This window comes from Pararhizobium qamdonense (genome assembly GCF_029277445.1).
GTDB lineage: Bacteria > Pseudomonadota > Alphaproteobacteria > Rhizobiales > Rhizobiaceae > Pararhizobium > Pararhizobium qamdonense.
In genome coordinates, this window is the sequence record NZ_CP119567.1 from 21,308 (window position 1) to 41,947 (window position 20,640).

At 59.5% G+C, this 20,640-nt stretch carries 20 protein-coding genes; 11 read left to right on the plus strand and 9 right to left on the minus strand.

The features are described 5' to 3' along the window. Nucleotides 1-31: 31 nt before the first annotated feature. Both PYR65_RS21395 and PYR65_RS21400 read right to left on the minus strand, forming a co-directional pair. Nucleotides 32-994: a LysR family transcriptional regulator gene (locus PYR65_RS21395; protein WP_276121485.1), complete on the minus strand. Its 963-nt coding sequence runs from the start codon at nt 992-994 to the stop codon at nt 32-34. 186 nt (nt 995-1,180) lie between these two features. Beyond that, nucleotides 1,181-2,392, minus strand: a complete 1,212-nt coding sequence (locus PYR65_RS21400; protein WP_276121486.1) for an ROK family transcriptional regulator — start codon at nt 2,390-2,392, stop codon at nt 1,181-1,183. Nucleotides 2,393-2,734: 342 nt separating this feature from the next. On the opposite strand from PYR65_RS21400, the gene PYR65_RS21405 reads away from it, so the two are divergent. From PYR65_RS21405 to PYR65_RS21425, 5 genes are all read left to right on the plus strand, one after another. Next, nucleotides 2,735-3,748: a substrate-binding domain-containing protein gene (locus PYR65_RS21405; protein ID WP_276121823.1), complete on the plus strand. Its 1,014-nt coding sequence runs from the start codon at nt 2,735-2,737 to the stop codon at nt 3,746-3,748. A gap of 117 nt (nt 3,749-3,865) precedes the next feature. After that, nucleotides 3,866-4,852, plus strand: coding sequence for an ABC transporter permease (locus PYR65_RS21410; RefSeq protein WP_276121487.1), 987 nt, complete (start codon nt 3,866-3,868; stop codon nt 4,850-4,852). Further along, nucleotides 4,852-5,640: an ATP-binding cassette domain-containing protein gene (locus PYR65_RS21415; protein WP_276121488.1), complete on the plus strand. Its 789-nt coding sequence runs from the start codon at nt 4,852-4,854 to the stop codon at nt 5,638-5,640. Before PYR65_RS21410 ends, PYR65_RS21415 begins: the two co-directional genes overlap by 1 nt. Before the next feature lie 52 nt (nt 5,641-5,692). After that, nucleotides 5,693-6,724, plus strand: a complete 1,032-nt coding sequence (locus PYR65_RS21420) for a hypothetical protein (protein WP_276121489.1) — start codon at nt 5,693-5,695, stop codon at nt 6,722-6,724. Continuing rightward, on the plus strand, nt 6,721-7,743 hold the full coding sequence (locus PYR65_RS21425; RefSeq protein WP_276121490.1) for a carbohydrate kinase family protein: 1,023 nt from the start codon (nt 6,721-6,723) through the stop codon (nt 7,741-7,743). Before PYR65_RS21420 ends, PYR65_RS21425 begins: the two co-directional genes overlap by 4 nt. 63 nt (nt 7,744-7,806) lie before the next feature. Here the strand turns inward: PYR65_RS21425 and PYR65_RS21430 are convergent, their stop codons facing one another. The 6 genes from PYR65_RS21430 to PYR65_RS21455 all read right to left on the minus strand — a co-directional run bounded on the left by PYR65_RS21430 (nt 7,807) and on the right by PYR65_RS21455 (nt 13,846). Next, nucleotides 7,807-8,160: a ferritin family protein gene (locus tag PYR65_RS21430; RefSeq protein ID WP_276121491.1), complete on the minus strand. Its 354-nt coding sequence runs from the start codon at nt 8,158-8,160 to the stop codon at nt 7,807-7,809. Between the two features lie 194 nt (nt 8,161-8,354). Continuing rightward, nucleotides 8,355-8,750: a hypothetical protein gene (locus PYR65_RS21435; RefSeq protein ID WP_276121492.1), complete on the minus strand. Its 396-nt coding sequence runs from the start codon at nt 8,748-8,750 to the stop codon at nt 8,355-8,357. Nucleotides 8,751-8,831: 81 nt separating this feature from the next. Further along, nucleotides 8,832-11,957, minus strand: coding sequence for an efflux RND transporter permease subunit (locus PYR65_RS21440; protein ID WP_276121493.1), 3,126 nt, complete (start codon nt 11,955-11,957; stop codon nt 8,832-8,834). A 4-nt stretch (nt 11,958-11,961) separates the two neighbouring features. Continuing rightward, complete coding sequence (locus PYR65_RS21445) at nt 11,962-13,047, minus strand: efflux RND transporter periplasmic adaptor subunit (RefSeq protein ID WP_276121494.1); 1,086 nt, start codon at nt 13,045-13,047, stop codon at nt 11,962-11,964. Between the two features lie 160 nt (nt 13,048-13,207). Beyond that, nucleotides 13,208-13,492, minus strand: a complete 285-nt coding sequence (locus PYR65_RS21450; RefSeq protein ID WP_276121495.1) for an EH domain-containing protein — start codon at nt 13,490-13,492, stop codon at nt 13,208-13,210. A 45-nt stretch (nt 13,493-13,537) separates the two neighbouring features. Next, nucleotides 13,538-13,846, minus strand: a complete 309-nt coding sequence (locus PYR65_RS21455; protein ID WP_276121496.1) for a hypothetical protein — start codon at nt 13,844-13,846, stop codon at nt 13,538-13,540. A 270-nt stretch (nt 13,847-14,116) separates the two neighbouring features. On the opposite strand from PYR65_RS21455, the gene PYR65_RS21460 reads away from it, so the two are divergent. The 5 genes from PYR65_RS21460 (at nt 14,117) to PYR65_RS21480 (ending at nt 18,734) form a co-directional block, all read left to right on the plus strand. After that, the gene (locus tag PYR65_RS21460; protein WP_276121497.1) at nt 14,117-14,791 is read left to right on the plus strand and encodes a response regulator; all 675 of its coding nucleotides are present in this window, start codon (nt 14,117-14,119) and stop codon (nt 14,789-14,791) included. Next, entirely contained in the window at nt 14,788-16,158 is a 1,371-nt protein-coding gene (locus PYR65_RS21465) for a sensor histidine kinase (RefSeq protein WP_276121498.1), read from the plus strand. The genes PYR65_RS21460 and PYR65_RS21465 overlap by 4 nt, the downstream gene beginning before the upstream one ends. A gap of 176 nt (nt 16,159-16,334) precedes the next feature. Beyond that, a complete protein-coding gene (locus PYR65_RS21470) occupies nt 16,335-17,519 on the plus strand; it encodes a lipase (protein WP_276121824.1) in 1,185 nt (394 codons plus the stop codon). After that, nucleotides 17,516-18,100, plus strand: a complete 585-nt coding sequence (locus PYR65_RS21475) for a protein-S-isoprenylcysteine O-methyltransferase (protein ID WP_060637446.1) — start codon at nt 17,516-17,518, stop codon at nt 18,098-18,100. Before PYR65_RS21470 ends, PYR65_RS21475 begins: the two co-directional genes overlap by 4 nt. A gap of 4 nt (nt 18,101-18,104) precedes the next feature. Further along, entirely contained in the window at nt 18,105-18,734 is a 630-nt protein-coding gene (locus PYR65_RS21480) for an alpha/beta fold hydrolase (RefSeq protein WP_276121499.1), read from the plus strand. Between the two features lie 130 nt (nt 18,735-18,864). Here PYR65_RS21480 and PYR65_RS21485 read toward each other — a convergent pair whose 3' ends face one another. Further along, the gene (locus PYR65_RS21485) at nt 18,865-19,182 is read right to left on the minus strand and encodes a hypothetical protein (protein WP_276121500.1); all 318 of its coding nucleotides are present in this window, start codon (nt 19,180-19,182) and stop codon (nt 18,865-18,867) included. Nucleotides 19,183-19,432: 250 nt separating this feature from the next. On the opposite strand from PYR65_RS21485, the gene pstS reads away from it, so the two are divergent. Further along, nucleotides 19,433-20,524: a phosphate ABC transporter substrate-binding protein PstS gene (pstS, locus tag PYR65_RS21490; RefSeq protein ID WP_276121501.1), complete on the plus strand. Its 1,092-nt coding sequence runs from the start codon at nt 19,433-19,435 to the stop codon at nt 20,522-20,524. Nucleotides 20,525-20,640: the final 116 nt, after the last annotated feature.

The window sequence follows — 20,640 nt, forward strand, 5'->3', positions numbered from 1 at the left end:
ATTGATGAAATCAAAAATGTATTTGTCTAAATTATAAAAAAGCCGCAGCTGTCTCCTGGGCGATTTCGATGAACGACGCGATCTGCGGCCTGAGTTCGGCTCCCTTCAGGCAAACGAGATATTGGCCCACTTCGGCGCCATCTGCTTGTAACGACGCGATTTTTACATACTCATCCTCCTGAACCTCATGTTCCACCGCAACGCCAAGCCCGATACCTGCAGCGACTGCGGCATAGGAGACGTCGAGCGTGTTGACCGCCATCGCAACCTTTGGGAAAATCTTTTGGGCGGCGCAGATCGTGTCGAACTGACGGCGGGAGCCGGAGTTTTCGTTCCAGAGGACCATGGAGACACCGTCGAGGTCTGCAAGATCGATATGGGCATTGGCAAGCAGCGGATGATCGCGTTTCCCATAGACAACAAGCTTGCGGCGCGCCACCTCGACGGCATGAAGCCCTGCAGGCGCCTCCGGCGATGAAATTGAAGCCAGATGGATTTCCCCCCGCTTCACCGCCTTTAAGAGATCAAAACTGGGAGCGCCAAGCGTCGAAATCCGTATATCCGGATGGTGTGCAACAAATTTGGCGAGCGCCGGCATAATCAACCGGTGAGCGGAAAAACCCAGTGATAGCGTGCTGGCTTCCATCGCACTTTGTGCAGTCAAGCCGGTCTCGATCTCGTTAAAAAGGTCGAGCGCCAATCTGATACGCCCCAGCAATGCCTCTGCATCGGGCCGCACCGTGATGGTATAGCCATCGCGGTCAAAGAAGCGAATTTGCCATGCCGCCTCAAAAGTCTGGATCTGGTTCGAAATGGATGGCTGAGATAGACCCAAACTCTGTGCTGCGCGCGAAATTTGGCCGTGACGGGCAACCGCATCGACAGCACGGAGTTGGGCAAGAGACAAAGACATCGGCACACTTTCAAAATTGCATTGTGTCGTCGGACGAAACGAAGGCGCAGATATCCGGAAACGGAAATGGGCCAGGGCCAATAAGCCACACCTTCCAAATGCGTATAATGCGGAATGCCTGTTCCGACAAACCTCTCGGTGTAATTGCGGAACGGCCATGGTCTCAAAGTGCGAACAATGGGGGCCGCGTCGATGGAAAGGCCGGGCGGACAATTTTGTCCGGTCTTTCCCCGGCCGCGTTGGTGGGTTATCGACTGCCTGTTTGGCTTATGCCTCGAGCTGCATGGAAAAACGTCCAATCAGACGGCTGACATTTCCCGGTGAGAATACGTCCTCCAGCAGCAGATAGGCAGCACCGAACAGCGCGCTGTCGTCCTGTGCGGTGGAAAGCTCGATGGTGAGGTCGCGGGTCGCCAGGGGTAGGCAGCGTTGGTAGACCAGTTCGCGCACGCCAGACAGCAATAGGTCGCCGCTCTGCGCCAGTGTTCCGCCGATGACGATGAGGCTCGGGTTGATGATGCTGACGACATCGGAGATGACTTCGCCAATCGTGCGCCCCGCTTCCCTCACCAGCATCAACGCTTCAGGCTTGCGCTGTTCCACCAGTTCGATCACGTCGCGGGCGGTCTCGGCTTTAAAGCCGCGGGTGGAGAGATCGCGGGCGATCGCCCAGCCGGCGGCGCGGGCCTCGACGCAGCCGAACTTGCCGCAGCGGCAGAGGGGAGCATCGTCGGACAGGAACTGGATATGGCCGATATCGCCTGCGGCGCCCTGTGCGCCACGGAACAGATGGCCAGCCGCGATCATGCCGCTGCCGATGCCGGTGCCTATTTTCACGAAGAGCATGTCATCTGTGGGCGGAAAGCGGCGCCTGTGCTCGCTGATCGTCATCAGGTTCACGTCGTTTTCGACTGAAACCGGAACGTCGAAACGGGCTTTCAGGCGGCCGATAATATCGAAATCGTCCCAGCCGTGCAGAACCGATGGGCCGACGACGCAGCCACGCTTGAAATCCACCGGTGTCGGCAGGCTGAGGCTGATGCCCACGAAGAAATTGTGGGTTTTTGCTGCCTCCGCAGCCAGATCGGCAAATGCGTCCTCGATCTGCGTCAAGATGACGTACGGTCCGCTTTCGACGGTGAAGGGAATCGTCGTTTGCGCGATGATGGCGGGCTTGAGGTCCATGGCGGCGAGGTGGATATGCGTCTCGCCGATATTGGCGACGAGCACGAAGCCGCTTGCGGCATTGACGGCCAGCACCCGCGTCGGCCGCCCACCGCTTGGGAGCGTTTCCTCCGTTTCGCGCACGAGGCCGCTGAGGAGCAACGCGTTCAGACGCTGGGTGACGGTGACGCGAGACAGTCCGGATGCCTGCAGCAATTCGGCGCGCGATGATGCGCGTCGGGTGGCGATCAGAGAAAGTATGCCGCCGGCATCTTCCAGTGCCGGCTTGCCGTGTCCCTGTTCTGGCCTATCCATGCATTGCTCCTATTCAATGCCCCGTTTAACGGCAAAGCCGGTGGAGATAAAGGACGCGTTTTCACGTTTCAGCACGGTTATGTACAATTTCATCCATAATTAGGTTCCGTTTATCACAAGCCATTGGACTGCACGAACGGCCTCGAAGCGTCGTGTTGCCACGCAATAACGCCCCTAAAAATCGGTTGCGACGCAATATTTGTATAATAATATACAAAAGAGTTGTTTTACATATTTGACTTTATGCAAAAGTGATGCCCTAATCCTCTTGGCCTTTGAGGAGAGGCCAAGCTCGCCAGGAGCCGGAGGGGCTCCGTGGCATTGCTCTTTTGGGAGGAATTCATGCCGTTTCATCGCATGTGCGTATCCGCACGTTCCAATGCATTCAAAGCCGGGATCAGCGTGCTCGGTCTTTCGTTTGGCTTCGCTCTGAGCGCAGGCGCCGCTTCCGCGCAGGAAGTTATTGTCGGCCTCGTTACCAAGACGGAGGTCAATCCATTCTTCGTCAAGATGCGCCAGGCGGCGGAGGCCCGCGCCAAGGAAAAAGGGCTGAAGCTGATCGCCCGCGCCGGCAAGTTCGATGGCGATAACGAAGGCCAGGTTGCCGCGATCGAGGATCTGATCAGCGCCGGCGCCAAGGGCATTCTCGTGACGCCGAACAATTCGTCCGGCATGCTTGATATCATCAAGAAGGCGCGGGAAGCCGGTGTGCTGGTAATCGCGCTCGATACGGCGACCGACCCGGCCGAAGCCGTCGATGCGACCTTTGCGACCGACAATTTCGAAGCCGGCGTGCAGCAGGGTGCCTATGCCCGCAAGGCCATGGGCGACAAGAAGGCGGTCGTTGCCATGCTGGATGGGACGCCGGGCGGCACGGTCGATACGTTCCGCCATGATGGTTACCTGAAGGGCTTCGGCATTGCCGAAGGCGATCCGTCGATTGCGGGCGCCGCTATTACCAACGGCGCGCAGGACAAGGGGCAGGTCGGTATGGAAAACCTCTTGTCCAAGAATGGCGATATCAATGCCGTTTACACGATCAATGAGCCCGCTGCGGCCGGCGCCTATGCGGCATTGAAATCCTTCGGCAAGGAAAGCGACGTGATGCTGACGTCCATCGACGGCGGATGCGCTGGCGTTCGCGATGTCAAGGACGGCAAGATTGCCGCTACCGTCATGCAATTCCCTTACAAGATGGCCTCCATGGGCGTCGATGCCGTCGCCGATTATGCCGCCTCCGGCAAGAAGCCCAGTGGCTTCGTCAATACCGGCTCTTTCCTGATCACCGACAAGCCAGCGGAGGGCCTGGAATCCAAGGACACCGCCTGGGGTCTGGAAAACTGCTGGGGTGATTGATCCTCTTTCTCCCGGTGGGATCGCGTCAGGCTTATGCCGGTCGCGGTCCCGGCCGGGCGATCGTCCGTCGCGCTGGCGTGAAGCCTATAGCGCAAGACTTTGAGGCATGAGGTTTCCATGAACACAGCCATTGCTTCCGCACCCGATAGGCCGCGAAGCTGGAAGGCCCGTATTGTCGGTGCTCCTTCGGCGGGACCGCTTCTGGTTCTGATCGCGTTCTGCGTGATTTTCGCATTCACCAATCCGAGATTTCTCGCAACGCAAAATCTGTCGATCATCCTGCAGCAGACCGTCATCATCGGTGTTCTGGCCATTGGCCAGACGCTGGTCATCCTGACAGCCGGCATCGATCTGGCCGTCGGCGCGATCTGCGTGCTCGGCACGATCGTGGCGGGAAAGCTCGTCAATCTCGGCTATGACCCTGTTCTCTCGATGGGCTTTGCCGTGCTGCTCTGCACGATATCGGGACTTGCGGCCGGAGGGCTGGTCAGCGGGCTGAAGCTCCCGCCCTTCATCGTAACGCTTGGTATTCTCGGCATCCTGACAGCAGCCCTTCGTCTGATATCCGAAGGCGGTGCCTTTGCCGTGCGCGATCCGTTTTTGTCCTGGACGGGCAATACGATGAGGCTGAGCGGTTTTGTGATCACCTATGGTGTGGTGATCATGTTCGCGCTCTATGCGATCGTCTGGTATTTTCTCAATGAGACGAAATGGGGCCGGCATGTCTATGCCATCGGCAACAATCCGGAGGCCGCCCGCCTTGTCGGGATTCCCGTTCGGCGCCATCTCATGTCCGTTTATGTGCTGGCAGGCCTGATCTATGGCATCGGCGCCTGGCTGGCGCTAGGGCGTATTCCCAATGCCGATCCGAACGCAATGCAGACCGCAAACCTTGATTCCATCACTGCCGTCGTCATCGGCGGTACCAGCCTCTTCGGCGGGCGCGGCGGGCTGATCGGTACCTTGATCGGCGCCTTGATCGTCGGCGTTCTGCGCAACGGCCTGACACTCGCCGGCATTGATCCGCTCTGGCAGGACCTCGTGACGGGCATCCTCGTCATCATCGCGGTTGCGCTCGACCAGATGTCCCGGAGGAGACGATGATGCCGGCCGATATCGCTCAATCTTCCGCCGCACCCGCGCATGTTGTCTTGGAAGCACGCAATGTGGTGAAGACCTATGGTCATGTCACGGCTCTCAACGGCGTCGATTTCGAATTGCGGGCCGGCGAAATTCTCGCCGTGGTCGGCGACAACGGTGCTGGCAAGAGCACGCTGATCAAGGCATTGACCGGCGCGTTGCATCCGACCAGCGGTGAAATCCTTCTCGATGGTGAGCCAGTTCATTTCAGGGGGCCGCTTGATGCCCGGTATGCCGGCATCGAGACCGTTTATCAGGATCTCGCCGTGGCGCCTGCGCTTGATATCGCGTCCAATCTGTTTCTCGGCCGCGAATTGCGCGCGCCCGGCATCATGGGCAGCCTGTTTCGCCGCCTCGACAAAACGCGGATGCGCGAGGAAGCCCGGCGCGTGATGGACGAGCTGCAGTTCCGGCTGCCGGCGATCGATAATCCCGTGGAAATGCTGTCCGGCGGACAGCGCCAGGGGGTGGCTGTCGCCCGTGCCGCGCTGTTCGCACGCAAACTGGTCATCATGGACGAGCCGACTGCAGCACTCGGCGTGCGCGAGACCGGGCAGGTTCTCGAACTTATCCGGTCAATCCGCAGCCGCGGTCTGCCCGTCGTGCTGATCAGCCACAACATGCCCAATGTCTTCGACCTTGCCGACCGCATCCACATCATGCGTCTCGGCCGGCGTGCCGCCGTGGTGACGCCGAAGACTCACTCCATGAACGACGTTGTCGCCATCATGACTGGCGCCGCCACTGCTTAAACCATCCCGTCCGGTTCTCGTACGACCGGACACCACCGAACGGAGCAAACTCATGTATCGCCTGGATCAGAAACTCGCGCGCATTCGTGCCGGCCAATATACCCGCAACGACTTCATCATCGCCGACGCAAAAGACGGCGATATGGGACCAAGCATGACCTCATGTGGTCCCAAACGCGAGAAGGACGGAAGCTGGTCACGTCACTACACGCGCCCGGAATTTCTGGACAATATCCGCGCCGTCGTCGAGCAGGATATCGTCGATATCATGCTGACATCCGCGTCCAACATGGAAGCGCTAACCGACATGGGCGTCTTCCGCAACAGCGCGGTCAAACCGGCGATCCGCGCCAACGATACGACGGATGTATGGGTCTGCCGCGGGGCCACGTATTCGAAACAGCCGTCCCGGCCTTTCCGCTCGGCATCGCTGTCGCGGGTTGCGACCGGTACGGTCGATCCGGCACCGGGCGCCCCGATCACCGGTACGGATCTTGGCCTCTATTCCATCACCTTCAACAACGACCTTGACCATGATTACCATGCGCTGGAAGCGTTCACCGATTTTCGCGACGATGCCGCGCGCAACAATTTCAAATATTTCCTCGAGGTGTTCAACCCGAACGTCGATTCCGGCATCGATCCGGAACTGCAGCCGCATTACGTCAATGATGTCATGATGCGCTGCCTTGCGGGTGTGATGAAAGCGGATCGTCCGCAGTTCCTGAAGATCCCCTTCAACGGCGCAAAGGCGCTGGAGGAGCTTGCATCCTACGACCCGAGCGTCATTGTCGGCGTCCTCGGCGGCGGTGCCGGCACGACCCGCGATTGCTTCGAGCTGCTCTATCAGGCTGAAAAATATGGCGCCCGCGTTGCGCTCTTCGGCCGCAAGATCAACCTGGCGGAAGATCCGCTGGCCATGGTCCGGTTCATGCGCGAGGTCGCTTCCGGCAATGTTTCACCAGGTGAGGCGGTCAAGGCCTATCACGGCCAGCTGGAAAAAGACGGCATTGCACCGCACCGTGATTTGTCCGCCGACAATCTCGTCACCGAAGCTGTCCTCAAGCCGGAACAGACAAAATGAGCAATGAAAGGCGGGGTATTCTCACCGGCGGTACATGGTGCGTGGATTACAACCGCAGTCTCAGCCATTGGCCAGCCGAAGACGGCCTTGCCGAGCTGTTTGAGGAGGAGCGCCATGGAGGCGGGTCGAGCTGCAATCTGGCGCTCGATATCAGGCAACTCGACCCGTCCATCCCGATCGAGACGATCGGTCTGGTCGGGAACGATGGCGACGGCCGCTACCTCAGGGAGGCCTCCGCCAAAGCCGGGATCGATATCAGCCAGATGGCGGTGACCGATGCTGCCGCGACGCATTTCTGCAACGCCTATGTGTCGCGTACGTCGCACCGGCGCACCCATATCTTTCATGCCGGTACGGCAGCACTCCTGACGCCCGATCACTTCGACTTTTCGGCGACGCGCATGCGCTATCTGCATCTCGGCCTGCCCGGAGTGCATCGCATTCTCGATGCGCCGTGGAAGGATGAACCGAACGGCTGGGTCGCCGTTCTCAAGCAGGCGCGGGCCTCGGGCCTGATGACCAATCTGGAGCTTGCGAGCGTTGAAAAGGGGTTGATGGCTGCCCTGGTCGCACCCTGCCTCCCACATCTCGATTTCCTGATCGTGAATGATCTCGAGATCGGGGCGATCGCCGGCGTTGATACGTTGCGTGGCGACGCGACGGATCGTGATGCCTGCGAACAGGCTGCCCGTGCCGTGCTGGAAAAGGGGGCCATGAAGCTGGTTGCCGTACACTGCCCGTCCTTCGCCCTTGTTGTGACCCGCGATGGTGAAAGGACCATCCTACCTTCCGTTGCGATCCCCGAGACTGAAATCATGGGCGCAAACGGTGCCGGCGATGCCTTTGCGGCCGGCATGCTCTATGGCATCCACGAAAGCTGGAGCACGAACGAGAGCCTGAGCCTTGCCCATGCCTGTGCTGCTGTCTCTCTGCGCAGTGTTTCCACCACGGGTGCCATCATGTCCTGGCGCGAATGCCTCGATCTCGCGCAACGCTGGGGCTCGCGTCCATTTCTGTGAGGGTTTTTTTGGGCTGGAGAAATGCACACCAACGATGCCCCTTCAGGGGTACCGCTGCGGTGATCATTGCGAGGACGTCTCCGCAGGCTGGGCGCCATTATTTTTCCAGTGGTGATCGATTATATATCGCCCGTTGCTGACGATCCGCTCCCCGATCACGGGGTCCCCGCCCTCGAAGGTGTTGGGATCGCCACCGCAGAGTCGGACAAACAGCACCTGCTGGGCTGCAAAGGTGAAATAGTCGCGCTCGGTCGGGCGGATGTCTATGCCTGCCGAGCGCACCCTTTCAGCCATCTCCGCAGCGGCATCGTCGATCGCCTTGTAGATGGTCTCGAGCATGGCTTTCTCGGTGGTCTCCCGGATCTCCATAAACTGTCTTTGCTGAGGTGAGGGGGGTGTGCAACTTTTCTCGGACATGGAAAACTCCTAAAGTGATTCCGCGACGGCTTGGGCCCGTTCACGGGGTGGTGAGCAGAATGGCCAGTTCTTGATTTGGCCGCCTCGGATGAGCGTTGTCCATCCGGCTTTCGACAGATCATGGTCTTGATCGTCATCTCTTGTATCGGCCTGGGTCGCTGCTTTTGCGAGGCCGGGCACACGCGCCGGGGAAATCAGTATTCACCGCGTCTCCTTCTGATTTCCCTCAGCATCCGCAGGTTCTCGCGCGCCTGCTCCGCGTTGATCAGCGCCTTTTCCTGATTGATGAGCTGCTCGCGGTCGCGGCGATGCTGCTGAATGGACATGCAGTCATAGCGATCACGCGACCCGGAACACCGCCGTCTGTCGCCGTAATCGTCTGCTCCGGCCGTCGTGCAACTCGCCAAGGTCAGGAGAATCATGCCGCCTGCGCAGATCGGCATCAGGGTTTTCATCACAGGATTGGATTTCGTCATTGTCATAGTTCTCTCAGGAAAGTTCATTTGAATGGATTGATCTCCGGTTCTCGCAGACGCCGTACCGGCGGCCTTGCGCGTCCGCTTGACGATGGCTTTCTTGTCCTTCGCCAAGACTTCGGCACCACACGGCGAATTCTGCCGTGGCAACGTTGTGACAACATTGCAGGTTTCGGAAGGAGACTGAAAAAGGCGTCAGCGCGCCTTTTCCGCCGCGCGGCTGTCCGGCCCTTTCGGAAACAGCGAAGCGGCGCGCATGCCGAAACCGTCGAGATAGGTCAGAACGACCGGAACGAAGACCAGCGTCAAAAGCGTTGAGGAGATCAGTCCGCCGATGACCGCGTGGGCCATCGGCGCCCGGGATTCTCCGCCTTCGCCCATGCCGATGGCCATGGGCAACATGCCGAAGATCATGGCGAGCGTCGTCATCACGATCGGTCTGAGACGGACGGCGCCCGCATTGGCGAGGCTGTCTTCCAGTGATTTTCCGGCCTGCCGCTCCTGGTTGGAGTAATCCACGAGAAGAATGGCGTTCTTGGTGACGAGCCCCATCAGCATGATGAAGCCGATGATCGAAAACATATTCAGCGTCGATCCCGTCACCAGAAGTCCGATCAGGACGCCGATCAGCGAAAGCGGCAGGGTCATCATGATGGCGATCGGCTGGATGAACGAACCGAACTGGGAGGCCAGAATGATGTAGATGAAGATGATTGCCAGCGCCAAGGCCTGCACCGCATAACCAAGACTTTCTTCGAGGTTTTGCGCATCGCCGCCGAAAGAAACGCGGTAGCCCGCTGGAATATCCATCGCTGCGATGGCAGCGTCCAGGTCTTGGCGCACATCGCCAAGTGTTCGTCCCTCGACATTGCTGGAGATGCGGATTTCCCGCGACAGGTCCTTGCGGGTGATGGCATCCGGGGCCGTGCTTTCGACGACGTCGGCGACCTGATCGAGGAGTACCGTGATCGGTTTGCCGTCCGCGTCAGTGCGGTTGGTGGAGATCGTCAGGTTGCGGAGCTGGGCCGCGTCACGGCGGCCGGTGGCAGGAAGCCGGACCATGACATCGTAGGATTCTCCGTCGGGTGCGTTCCAGACGGAGACGGCATCGCCCGCAACAAGGGGTCTCAACGTGTCGCCGATCATCGCGATGGAGACCCCGAGATCGCTTGCCGCTTCGCGCCGGACCTTGACGGCCAGTGTCGGCCGTTCGTTCTCGATGGAAGACTCCACCTCCGTCGCCCCGGGAATTTTCGAAAGCGCAGAGGTGATCTGGCCGGATATCTTCCGCAATTGGTCGTCACCGTCGCCGAGTATGGAAAGCTGGAGCGGCTTGGCGGTCGCGCCGGCGTCCGACTGGCTGACGGAAATCTTGAGACCGGCAATTGCCGAAAGCCGTTGGCGAATGGGTTCGAGCGCTTCGGCCGTCGTGATGTCGCGGCGGTCACCGGCAGTGAGCTGCACCGCGACGACGGCCTGGTTGAAACCGCGCGCGCCGCTGGCATTGATCGTCGAGTAGATCGTATCGACATAGCCGAATGCCCGCAGCGCCGTCTCGACCTGTCCGACCTTGGCCGTCATGTATTCCAGCGATGCTCCCTGGTTTGCTTCCAGAGAAATCGACACCTCGCCCTGGTCTGCAGGCGGCAGGAATTCAGCACCAATCATCGGCACCAGCATCAGGCTCGCGACAAATAGGGCAACCACGGCGCCGATCGTCGTCTTGCGATGCCCGAAGGTCCAGTGGATCAATGTCCTGTACCGGCCGGCAAGCCTTTCGAACCAGCGGTCGAAGCGCAGGATCAACCGGCCGAGCGGTCCGCGACGGGCATCCTTCTCCGACTGCGGATCGTACCAGACGCTGGAAAGCATCGGATCCAGCGTGAACGAAACGAACAGCGAGATCAGCACGGCGACAGCCACCGTTACGCCGAACTGCAGGAAAAAGCGGCCGATCAGCCCGCCCATGAAGGCGATGGGGAGGAACACGGCAACGATGCACAGCGTCGTCGCAAGCACGGCAAGACCGATCTCGTTGGTGCCATCCAGTGCCGCCCGCACGTGGTCCTTGCCCATATGCAGATGGCGCGTGATGTTTTCCCGCACGACGATGGCATCGTCGATCAGAATGCCGATCGACAGGGAGAGCGCCATCAGGGTCATGGTGTTGAGCGTGAACCCGAGGGCGTAGATCACCGCGAACGTGCCGATAACCGAGATCGGCAAAGTCAGACCTGTGATGACAGTCGAGCGCCATGAATTCAGGAACAGAAACACGATCACCACGGTGAGGACGCCGCCCTCGATCAGCGTTCGCTGCACCTCGGAAACCTGTGCTGCGATGGCGCGCGCGTTGTCGCGGGTGATCTTGAGCTCGATGCCCTCGGCCTTGAGTTCGGAATTCAAGGCTTCGATCTCCTTGCGCAGATCTTTAGCGACGGCGACGGTATTGGCGCCCTGGACCTTGACGATATCCAGTCCAAGCGACGGCACCCCCTGATAGGTCGCCCGGCTGGTCACCTCGGCGCCTGTATCGACCACGGTCGCAACATCGGAAAGGTAGACGGGATATCCGCCGCTCTGGGCGACGATGATGCTGTTGAACCCTGCGACATCCTCGATCCGGCCCTCGACGGTGACGATCCGCTGGTTGATGCCGGATATCAGCGTGCCGGCGGCGCGGTCCTGGTTCTCGCGCCGGATGGCATCCATCACCGAGGCAACGCCGACGCCGTAGGCCTCCAGCCTGTCGGGATCGACGACGACGAGCATCTGGCGTTCGCTGCCGCCGACGAGCGTGATCTTGCCGACCCCGGAAATGACACTCAGGCGGCTGGTGATGACACGGTCGGCGAGCGTGGTGATCTCGGAAAGCGAGCGTTTGGACGACGAGACCGCGAGCGACACGATGGGTGCGTCCTCGGGATTGAACCGCGTGACCTGCGGGCTGTCCACGCCGTCCGGAAATCCGGCTTCGAGCCGCGCCACGCGGTCTCTGACCTCTTGCGCGGCCGCCTGGGAATCAACGTCGAGTTCGAACTGTACGACGACCACGGCGCGGCCTTCGTAAGATTCGGACGTGATCGTGTCGATGCCGCCGATCGTGTTGAGTGCTGACTCGATCGGCCGCGCGACCTCGCTCTCGACGGTTTCGGGGGATGCTCCCGTATAGCCGGCAGTGATGACCACGATGGGAAGGTCGGTCTCGGGGAACTGGTCGATGCCGAGCCGGTTGAACGAAAACAGGCCGATGACCAGGATGGTCACCATCATCATGGTGGCAAAGACCGGGTGCTTCACGCTGATATGGGTGAGGAACATGGCGTTACTGACCTTCCACGATGACCGGTACGCCGGCAACGAGCTGCGGCAAGGGCGCAGACACGACGACATCGCCGGAAAACAGCCCTCTAACCTCGACCAGATCCTGATCGCTCCATACCGTTCCCAGCGAAACCTCGCGTCTGCGCAAATATCCCTCCTCGACCTTGAGGACGAACGGGCCGCCGCTGTCGTGCCGGATCGCCGGCATCGGCAGTGCGATGACATTCTGCTGATCGTCCACCCTCAGGACACCCGTCGTGAACATGCCGCCCTTCAGAAGCAGATCGTCGTTACGGATGGCGACGAAGACCCGGACGGCGCGCGATCCCGCGACCGCGGTTGGCGCTATCCGCGTCACTTCGCCGGTGAACTTGCGGTCCTGAAACCCTTCGACGGAAAGCTCCACCGGCTGTCCGATCCGCACGCGCGGAATCCGGCTTGTAGGCACACCCGCATCGACTTCCATGCGTTTTGGATCGACGACCGTCAGCAATTCGCCGTTGACCGGAATGGTCTGCCCTTGCTCGACAGGGCGAGCGGCGATCACGCCGTCGAATTCGGCATGAACCTCGCCATCGTCAAGCGCGAGCTTCGCATCTGCGACCATCGCCTGTTTGGACCGGAGCTGCGCCCTGAGATTGAGAACCTGCGCGTTCGCCTCGAGGCGGGATGCCTGCGAAGACGCGCCGCGATCCTGCAGGCTGATATTGCGCTGGAGAACGTTTTCGGCCAGTTCCAGCTGGGCAGCGATCGCCTCGAGTTCGGCTGAGCGGGCGGTCAGTGCTGAGTTCAGCCCCTCGGTGTCGAAGCGCACCAGCAGATCGCCCTTTTTGACGACGTCGCCGATCTGCACCGGGAGCTCGACGATCGTACCGGCGACCCGTGCCGTCAGACTGGTCCGGCGGATCGGGGTGAGGGAGCCGGATATCCGCACCTCGCTGCCGATGTTGCGTGGAACGACTGTGCTGACATCGACGCTGGCCAGTTCCACCGGTCCGCCTGGCGCGGTCTGTGGAAACGCTTTGCCTGCAAAGCCGGCACCGAGGATCAGCATGACTGAAAAGATAATGGGTCTGGTCGGGAGCATGGACGGTTCCGCACAAGGAGGTGTTTGGGAGGGTCTTTGGCCGGTTGGCTTTTATGCCTGACAATCAAGCACCTCTGCGCCACCCGCCGCGTATGCGGGACTGGAGGAGCCCGCCTCACGGAAGATGGCGCAGAGGCAACGTGATTGCCAGTCTTGGATCTCAGCCTTTCAGCTTGGCGGCCTCAGCCAGCGCGGCGTCCATCTCCGCCTTTGACAGGAAACCGTCCTTGTCGGTGTCCAGAGCGTCGAAATACGTTACCAGGATCGCATTCGCCTTGGCCTCTTCCCCGTCGATCTTGCCGTCCTTGTTCGTGTCCATGCCGGAAAATGCCTTGTCGATCATCTCCTTGTCGCCAGGTTTTTCATCGACAGGTTTTTCCTGCGCGATGGCTGGGGCGAAAGTGACGGCCATCAAGGCGGCGGCAGTTGCGAGCAATGTTTTCATGTCATTCATTCCTGTGTTCCAAGTCTTACCTTTGTTTTCGTCTTCTTAGCGCCAGTCGCGGCGGTGGGGCCGTCTGTGATCCCAGCGGTCGTCACGCCATGAGCGGCGGTCTTGGTGCCAGTCCCGTCTATCCCTGTGGGCAGCACCTCCAATAAGGCCGCCGGCGACCGCTCCGCCGATGACGGCGCGGGGGTCGCCGTTCGAGGCGAGTGCGCCGCCGAGCATACCGATGCCGATCCCGAGCGCGATGGCGCGTTCCTTCTTTCCGGCTTCGGCAATGTCCGGAGCCATCAGCGACAAGGCAAGCGCCAGAGCCAGGGCGGGCCTGCCGTACAATTTCATTCCTGTGTTCATCTTATTCTCCCGTGCGCCAGACAAATGGCGCGGTTTCGGTCCGGCGCATGGCCGGACTTCCACAGTCGGGGACCGACATTGCAACAACATTGCGGGTTCGAAATATCACCGCTAATTTTCGATAGCGAGCTGCAGATGATCTAAAAGCTACGGAAAATCCGATGTTTAACAGGAAGCCCTTGCCTGCTCGCCAGCGTTGATACAGGCTTACCGGCACTTGCACGGAGCGCTGGTAAGCGGCGTTGCAGGTTTCGGCAGAGGAGGGTGACGATGCGATTGCTGCTGGTGGAGGACGAGCCCGAGATGGCTGCCGCGATCATCACCGTCCTGTCGAAACACGGCAATATCGTCGATCACGTCCCGACCATCGAGCAGGGTCGCGAAGCCCTGAAGGAGGGTGTTCACGAAGCCGTTCTGCTGGACCGCCAGCTGCCGGACGGCGACGGCATGAGCCTTCTCTCGGACATGCGCCGCACAGGCGACACGACGCCTGTCATCATCCTGACGGCGCACGACACATCCAAGGACCGCGTCACAGGTCTGGACGAGGGCGCCGACGACTATATCGGTAAGCCATTCGTGGCGGAAGAGTTGCTGGCGCGGATCAGGGCGGCGGCACGGCGGGCTTCCAACTACGCCTCCAACATCGTCTCCGAAGGCAATCTGTCGATGGATATCAGCACTCTGCAGGTTCTGGTCGGCGGCACCAATCTCGACCTCCCGAGACGGGAGGCACTTGCGCTGCAAATCCTCATCAGACGGTCCGGACGTACCGTCATGCGGCCTTCGCTCGAGGAGGCGGTGTACGGCTTTGCTGACGAAATACAGTCCAACGCCCTGGACAGCCATATATCGCGGCTGAGGAAACGGCTGGCCGACGCCGGTGCCGAAGCGATGATCCACACGATCCGGGGTGTCGGATATATGCTCAAGGGGGCCGAGTGAAATATCTGTTCAAACCACGATCGCTGAAATGGCGCCTTGTCTCCCGCTTTTCCATCGCTCTCGCCCTGATGATGGTGGTCTTCTATGCCGCGCTGATCTGGCTGATCGTCGCTGCAACGTCCGATGCCACGCCCGTGGACGATACGATCAAGGCCGAGATCGCGGCGTCGATCCATCTGGACGGCGGCACGCTGCGCATTTCCCCGACCGGCGCCATCCAGACGATCATCCGCGACTACCCTGATTTCTGGCTGGTCGCCAGGGACGACAAGGGCAGGGAGGCGCGGATCGGCCGGTCCCCGGCGGGGCTCGACTCGGTGCTGGCGAACCTCGATATCATCAGCGCGCTCGATGTGCGCGTCGGCCATGATTCCCCGATGACAGCAATCTTCGCCCTGCTCGAAACCGACGCTGGTCCCGTGAAGGCGATCTATGGCGGAAAATCGGCGCCGGGGTCGGTGTTGGAGTATATGGTGCGCACTCTGCACGTCATCTATCTCCCGACAACGCTCATTCCGCTTATTCTGGCTGTGGTGATCATTCCGCTTGTGGTCAACAGTTCCCTCAAGGGCATGAAACGCATCACGGCACTTGCAAGCCAGATCGACGTCAACAAGCCCGGCGTGAGGCTGCCGACCGACGATGTCGTCGAGGAAATCGCGCCTCTGGTGAAGACGATCAACGCGGCGCTGGCGCGGGTGGACACCGATGTCTCCGCCCGCGAGAGATTTCTCGCAGATGCGGCACATGAGCTTCGCACCCCCATTGCGATCCTGCAGACACGGATCGAAGGCTATGAAGACACCGAGCAAAACCGCCGTCTCCTTCTGGACGTCTCGCGTATCGGAGCCGTCGCTGAGCAGTTGCTGGACATACAAAGGTTCGCAGTTATGCCGACCCGGGCCGACACGGACCTGGTAGGGCTCTGCCAGCAGGTTGTTGCCGATCTCGCGCCGCTGGCGATCAATGCCGGGTATGATCTCGCATTCGAAAGCGATTGCAGTTCCATGGTCGTTGTCGCCGACCGGCTCTCCGTCGAAAGAGCGATTACAAACCTCGTGCGCAATGCCATCCAGCATGCGGGAAACCACGGCCAGATCATGGTTCGCCTCTGCCCTGACGGTGCAATCGAGGTCTTGGACGAGGGCGAGGGCATACCGGACGAGGAACGCGAAAAGATTTTCGATCCATTCTATCGCAGCAAGCCCCAATCGTCCGGTGCCGGGCTCGGCCTGAACCTCGTCCGCCAGATCGCCCGCCTGCATGGAGGCGATGCGGTGGTACTTCCAACGAAAGGCGGCGCGCTGTTCAGGCTGACGCTCGAACCTGAACGGCTGCCAGGCGGCGTGAAACGAGCAACGCTCTGAGACCGTCCACAAAGTTCTCATTCCAAGCGTCTTTGAGGCGTTCAGACCTCAAAAATACTGACATGAAAAAATTCTAAGGTTAGATCACGTTGACGTTTGCGGATGCTCCACGCATTTGTTTTGTGATCACATCAGCAGTTCTTGACGATATCCGGAAGGCAAATTACGGTCCCGAAATGCAGCAGACTGTCTTGAAACGCGCCGTATTCTTCATTGGTGGCTATGAGCCAAAAACGCCCGAGGTTTTTTTCAGCCGGCTTTTTAGACAGGTTTCCCGCTTCGATGCGCTTTGGGGCTATCGCTCGGAGATCTCGCCTGTTGATGTCTCCCAGAACAATGAAGCCGGTGCCGCAACAATCTCGACGCGCGCGCCTGAGGAACGTTGGTCGACACGCACCGATTTCAATTTCCTGTCTCTGGACAAGGTCGTGCTTCGCGATTTCGCCCGACCGATGCCCGTAAGATTGTTCCATTATCTTCGCGCCTTCTTCGATTTTTGGGTTTCGGGTGCAGCGTTCCATTTCTTCAACAAGGCCTGGCGCTTCGGGCTGTATTTCGTCTATCCATTTCTCGTGCTGATGATGTTTGCACTGGTGGCTTACAGTGCCGCGCAGGTCACCGCCCAATGGCTGGGTGCAGCAAGTTGGCTGGTGGGCGTGTTGACTTTTGTCCTGGCTCTATCCTTGGCCGGGAAACGATGGTCGATCCATCATCTGATGGACCTGTGGTCGTTTTCGCTGGACTTCATCCGTGGCCGGCGGGCGGATGCCGATGCAACCTTGCAGCGCTTTGCCGAGACCATCGTCGCCAAAGCAAGGGCAGAAAGCTATGACGAGATCCTGTTGATCGGCCATAGCACCGGCGGCCTGCTGATGATCGATGTCGCCGCACGCTGCCTTTCCATCGACAAGGATTTTGCAGGCTCGGCACGAAAAGTGGTTCTCCTCACCTTGGGATCGACAGCACTCAAGGCAGGCTATCATCCGGCTGGCCGGAAGTTCCGGAAATCCGTGGAGCAACTCATCAATGCCGATCAGTTGGAATGGGTGGAGATTCAATGTTTGACGGATGCCATCAATTTCTACAGGACGGATCCCGTTGCGGAAATGGGTCTTGCGCCGAAGGCCGGTCAGGATTTCCCCGTCGTTCGAACTATAAAAGTCAGGGATATGCTGCAGTCTGAGACGTATGCGCGCATCAAAAGAAACTTTTTTCGCGTGCATTATCAATATGTTTACGCGAATACGAAGCCGTATTGGTATGATTTCTTCCAGATTTGCTGCGGACCAATGTTCTTGTCGGCAAGAGTAGAAGGCCGCGTTGTTGGCGGACTTCCTAAGAAAGAGGCGACGTCCCTATGACACCGACACTGGCTGCAATCGTATGGGCCGTTGGTCTCGTCGCGTGGGTGATCATTCGCGTGCCCCATCGGAGCCGCGCGCGCAAAACGCGGGTGGCAAGCAGCGCCAAGACGCTGAGAGATCGCCTGGCTTTGGCCGCCGCCGCCGCTGGGCTCAGTCTCGTCCCAATCGTTTTTGTCGCGACGGGGTTTCCGGCGTTTGCCGACTATACGTTTCAACCTTGGCTTGGCTGGCTGGGGCTTTTGATCGAGCTGGCATTTCTCTGGCTCTTTTACGCCAGTCACCGGCAGCTTGGTAAAAATTGGTCGGTGACATTGGAAATCCGCAACGAACATAAGCTCGTGACCGACGGTCTTTACCGTTACGTCAGACATCCGATGTATCTGTCATTCTGGCTTTGGGCCGCTGCTCAGTTTTGTCTTTTGCCCAATGTCATTGCGGGGGCAGCCGGTCTGGTGGGAGTTGGAATCCTCTATTTCTCCCGCGTTCGTCACGAAGAGGCAATGATGCGAGACGCGTTTGGAGCATCCTACGACGAATATGCCAGAAACACCGGCCGCATCATTCCCAAACCTTGGTAACGCAATGAAGAAACCTCTAACGCCGATTGAACACTTAACCAGCCGCCGCTCCTTTTTGGCCTCAATTCTGGCCGTCACCGTCACCGGTTTGCAGGTGGAGCCGGCCGTTGCGGCGGTTAAGCGCAGGCGTGGCGGACCTCCGCAGGTCTATCTCTTTCGCGGATTGGCAAATATCTTTTCGACGGGCCTCGATGAAATTGGCAGAAAGCTACGGGCGGCGGGCGTCGATGCCCATGTCGAGGGCTTCATGGCCTGGCGGTCAGCCCTTAACAAAATCCTAGCCGACCGGCAGAAATTCGGGCCGTCGCCCATTATCCTGGTCGGACATTCGCTTGGAGCAAACGCTATCATCTCATTAGCGCAGGCGTTGGAACAACGCGGTATCCGGGTGGATTACATGGCGTCGTTTGCAGCAACGAGCCCCAGCCCCCTGCCAGCCAATGTCACCCGCGTCGTGAATTTCTATTTCTCCAGCCATAGCTGGGGCGCGATCTTGACGAAAGGCCCCGGCTTCAAAGGCAAGCTCGACAACCGCGACCTATCGCGCGACCTGCGCGTCAATCATTTCAATGTCGAGAAGCAGGCCTCGCTTCAGGACGAGGTGGTCAAGGGTATTCTTCGGGTCGTGAGGTAGGGAGTTGGGCAGCCTGTTTTAGGAGCGGCAACAGGTTCGTCCCTGGCTGAGACCCGAAAGCGCACATCTCCCGCAGTGGAACGAATTTTCGCATGTCTGCGCAAGATTGAAATAACCAGCGTTTACCTCGTTAAACGAACCGCATGTCAGGTCGCTTTCCGACCGCACACATGATCGACGAGGGATAGGCGCTGGCAAACTGTTGACGCGACAGATGAAAGATACCGAACGCAGCCTCGGTGCTACGATCACACTCGTCACGCATGAGATCACCGTGATCCAAATCTGCGAAATCGTTCGTTTTCAAACAGGGACGCATTGTCGAGGCCCTGTTTGACAGGTCTTCGGCGCGCCGAAGCACGATGCGACGCGCGCCGCTGACGCCCGCCCGGCCATCGCTACGATCGCCGCCACCGACGGTCCGCTTGCCCACTTTCCGCAGGATCATTTTTCGCTCTTAAAGTGTTGCGGGTCGGTCGTTCTGAGGCGCAGAAGCGTTTCTCGAATGTCCGGAGCGTGGTGAAAGCATCGTTTTAAATAGATCGTCATTAAAATGTTAACGAACGGAAATACGATAAGGCCTCTGTGATTTCTTATTGTCATAAATATACATTTTGCGACTGTCCCGGGCGAAATAGTGTCCAAAAGTCCCGAGAATTGATCCATCTGTAGATTTATGGCTGCGAAGAGGAATGCTGATGGGGCGTTTTTTGCAGCAGGTGTTCGGTGCGCGCGCAGTGGCTGGTGGCTTGGCCAGACTGGCGATCTCTGCCGGCTCGTTGCTGTTGGCGCCACCTGTCATGGCGGAGCCCATCCGCGGTGCCGGCTCGACATTCGCGGCGCCCATCATCGCAAAATGGGCAGAGAACTACGAGACAGCGCGGATGGATGATGGCGACTTTAGTTCGCCCGACTGGACGGTTGATTACGAACTCGTCGGCTCGCTGGCAGGTTTGATGCGCCTTGACCAGCCTGAGATGGACTTTGCTGCCACGGATGTACCCGTCTCGCACGAGGAACTCTCGAAGCTCGGGCGGCAGCAGTTTCCGATCGTGCTTGGCAGCGTGGCGATTGCTGTCAATCTCGACGGCATCGAAACGGGCCGCATCAACCTCACTGGTCCGCTGCTGGCAAATATCTATCTGGGGAAGATCCAGTCCTGGGCCGATCCGGCCATCAAGGTTGTCAATCCGGATATCAACCTTCCGGACCTCAAAATCAGTCCGGTCAGCCGCAAGGACGGATCAGGCACGACCTTTATGTTCACCGAATATCTGTCCTCGGCGAGCCCGGAATGGAAAGCGGCTTACGGCGCCGATACGCGGATTGCCTGGCCGGCCGGGACCAGTGTCGAGGGAACGCAGGACCTCCTGCGCACGGTGCTGGCGACCAAGGGGGCGATTGCCTATGCCGATTTCGGCCAGGTCGAACGTGCAAATCTGCCCTATGCCGTAGTTCAAAACAAAGCGGGCCGGTTTGTGCGGCCCGGCCCGGATGGTGTCCGGGCGGCGGCCAGCGCCACCTTATGGGACGAAGCAAACGATTTCTCGGTGTCGCTGACCGATCAGCCAGGCGAGGGGGCCTATCCGATCAGCGGCGCGACATTCGCGGTTGTTCCGGTAACCGGACAGCAGCCCAACCGGTATCATCGCGTGCGTGACTTTTTCCGGCTTGCTTTCGAGGCGGGTAGTGGCGATGCCGAAGCACTGGGCTATGTGCCTTTACCGCCGCAACTGGTCAGCCGGGTGGTCAAATACTGGCTGGCTGAGGACGTTTCTGCCAGCCAGTAGTTCGCGCGCGGCCTTGGCCAGCGGGATCATTCCGATCGCATGAGGAAAGCATTCAAGACCTGTGCAACGCAGGGCTTGGGCAATGTTTGAATTGCGCCATCGTGGCGCCAAGGGGG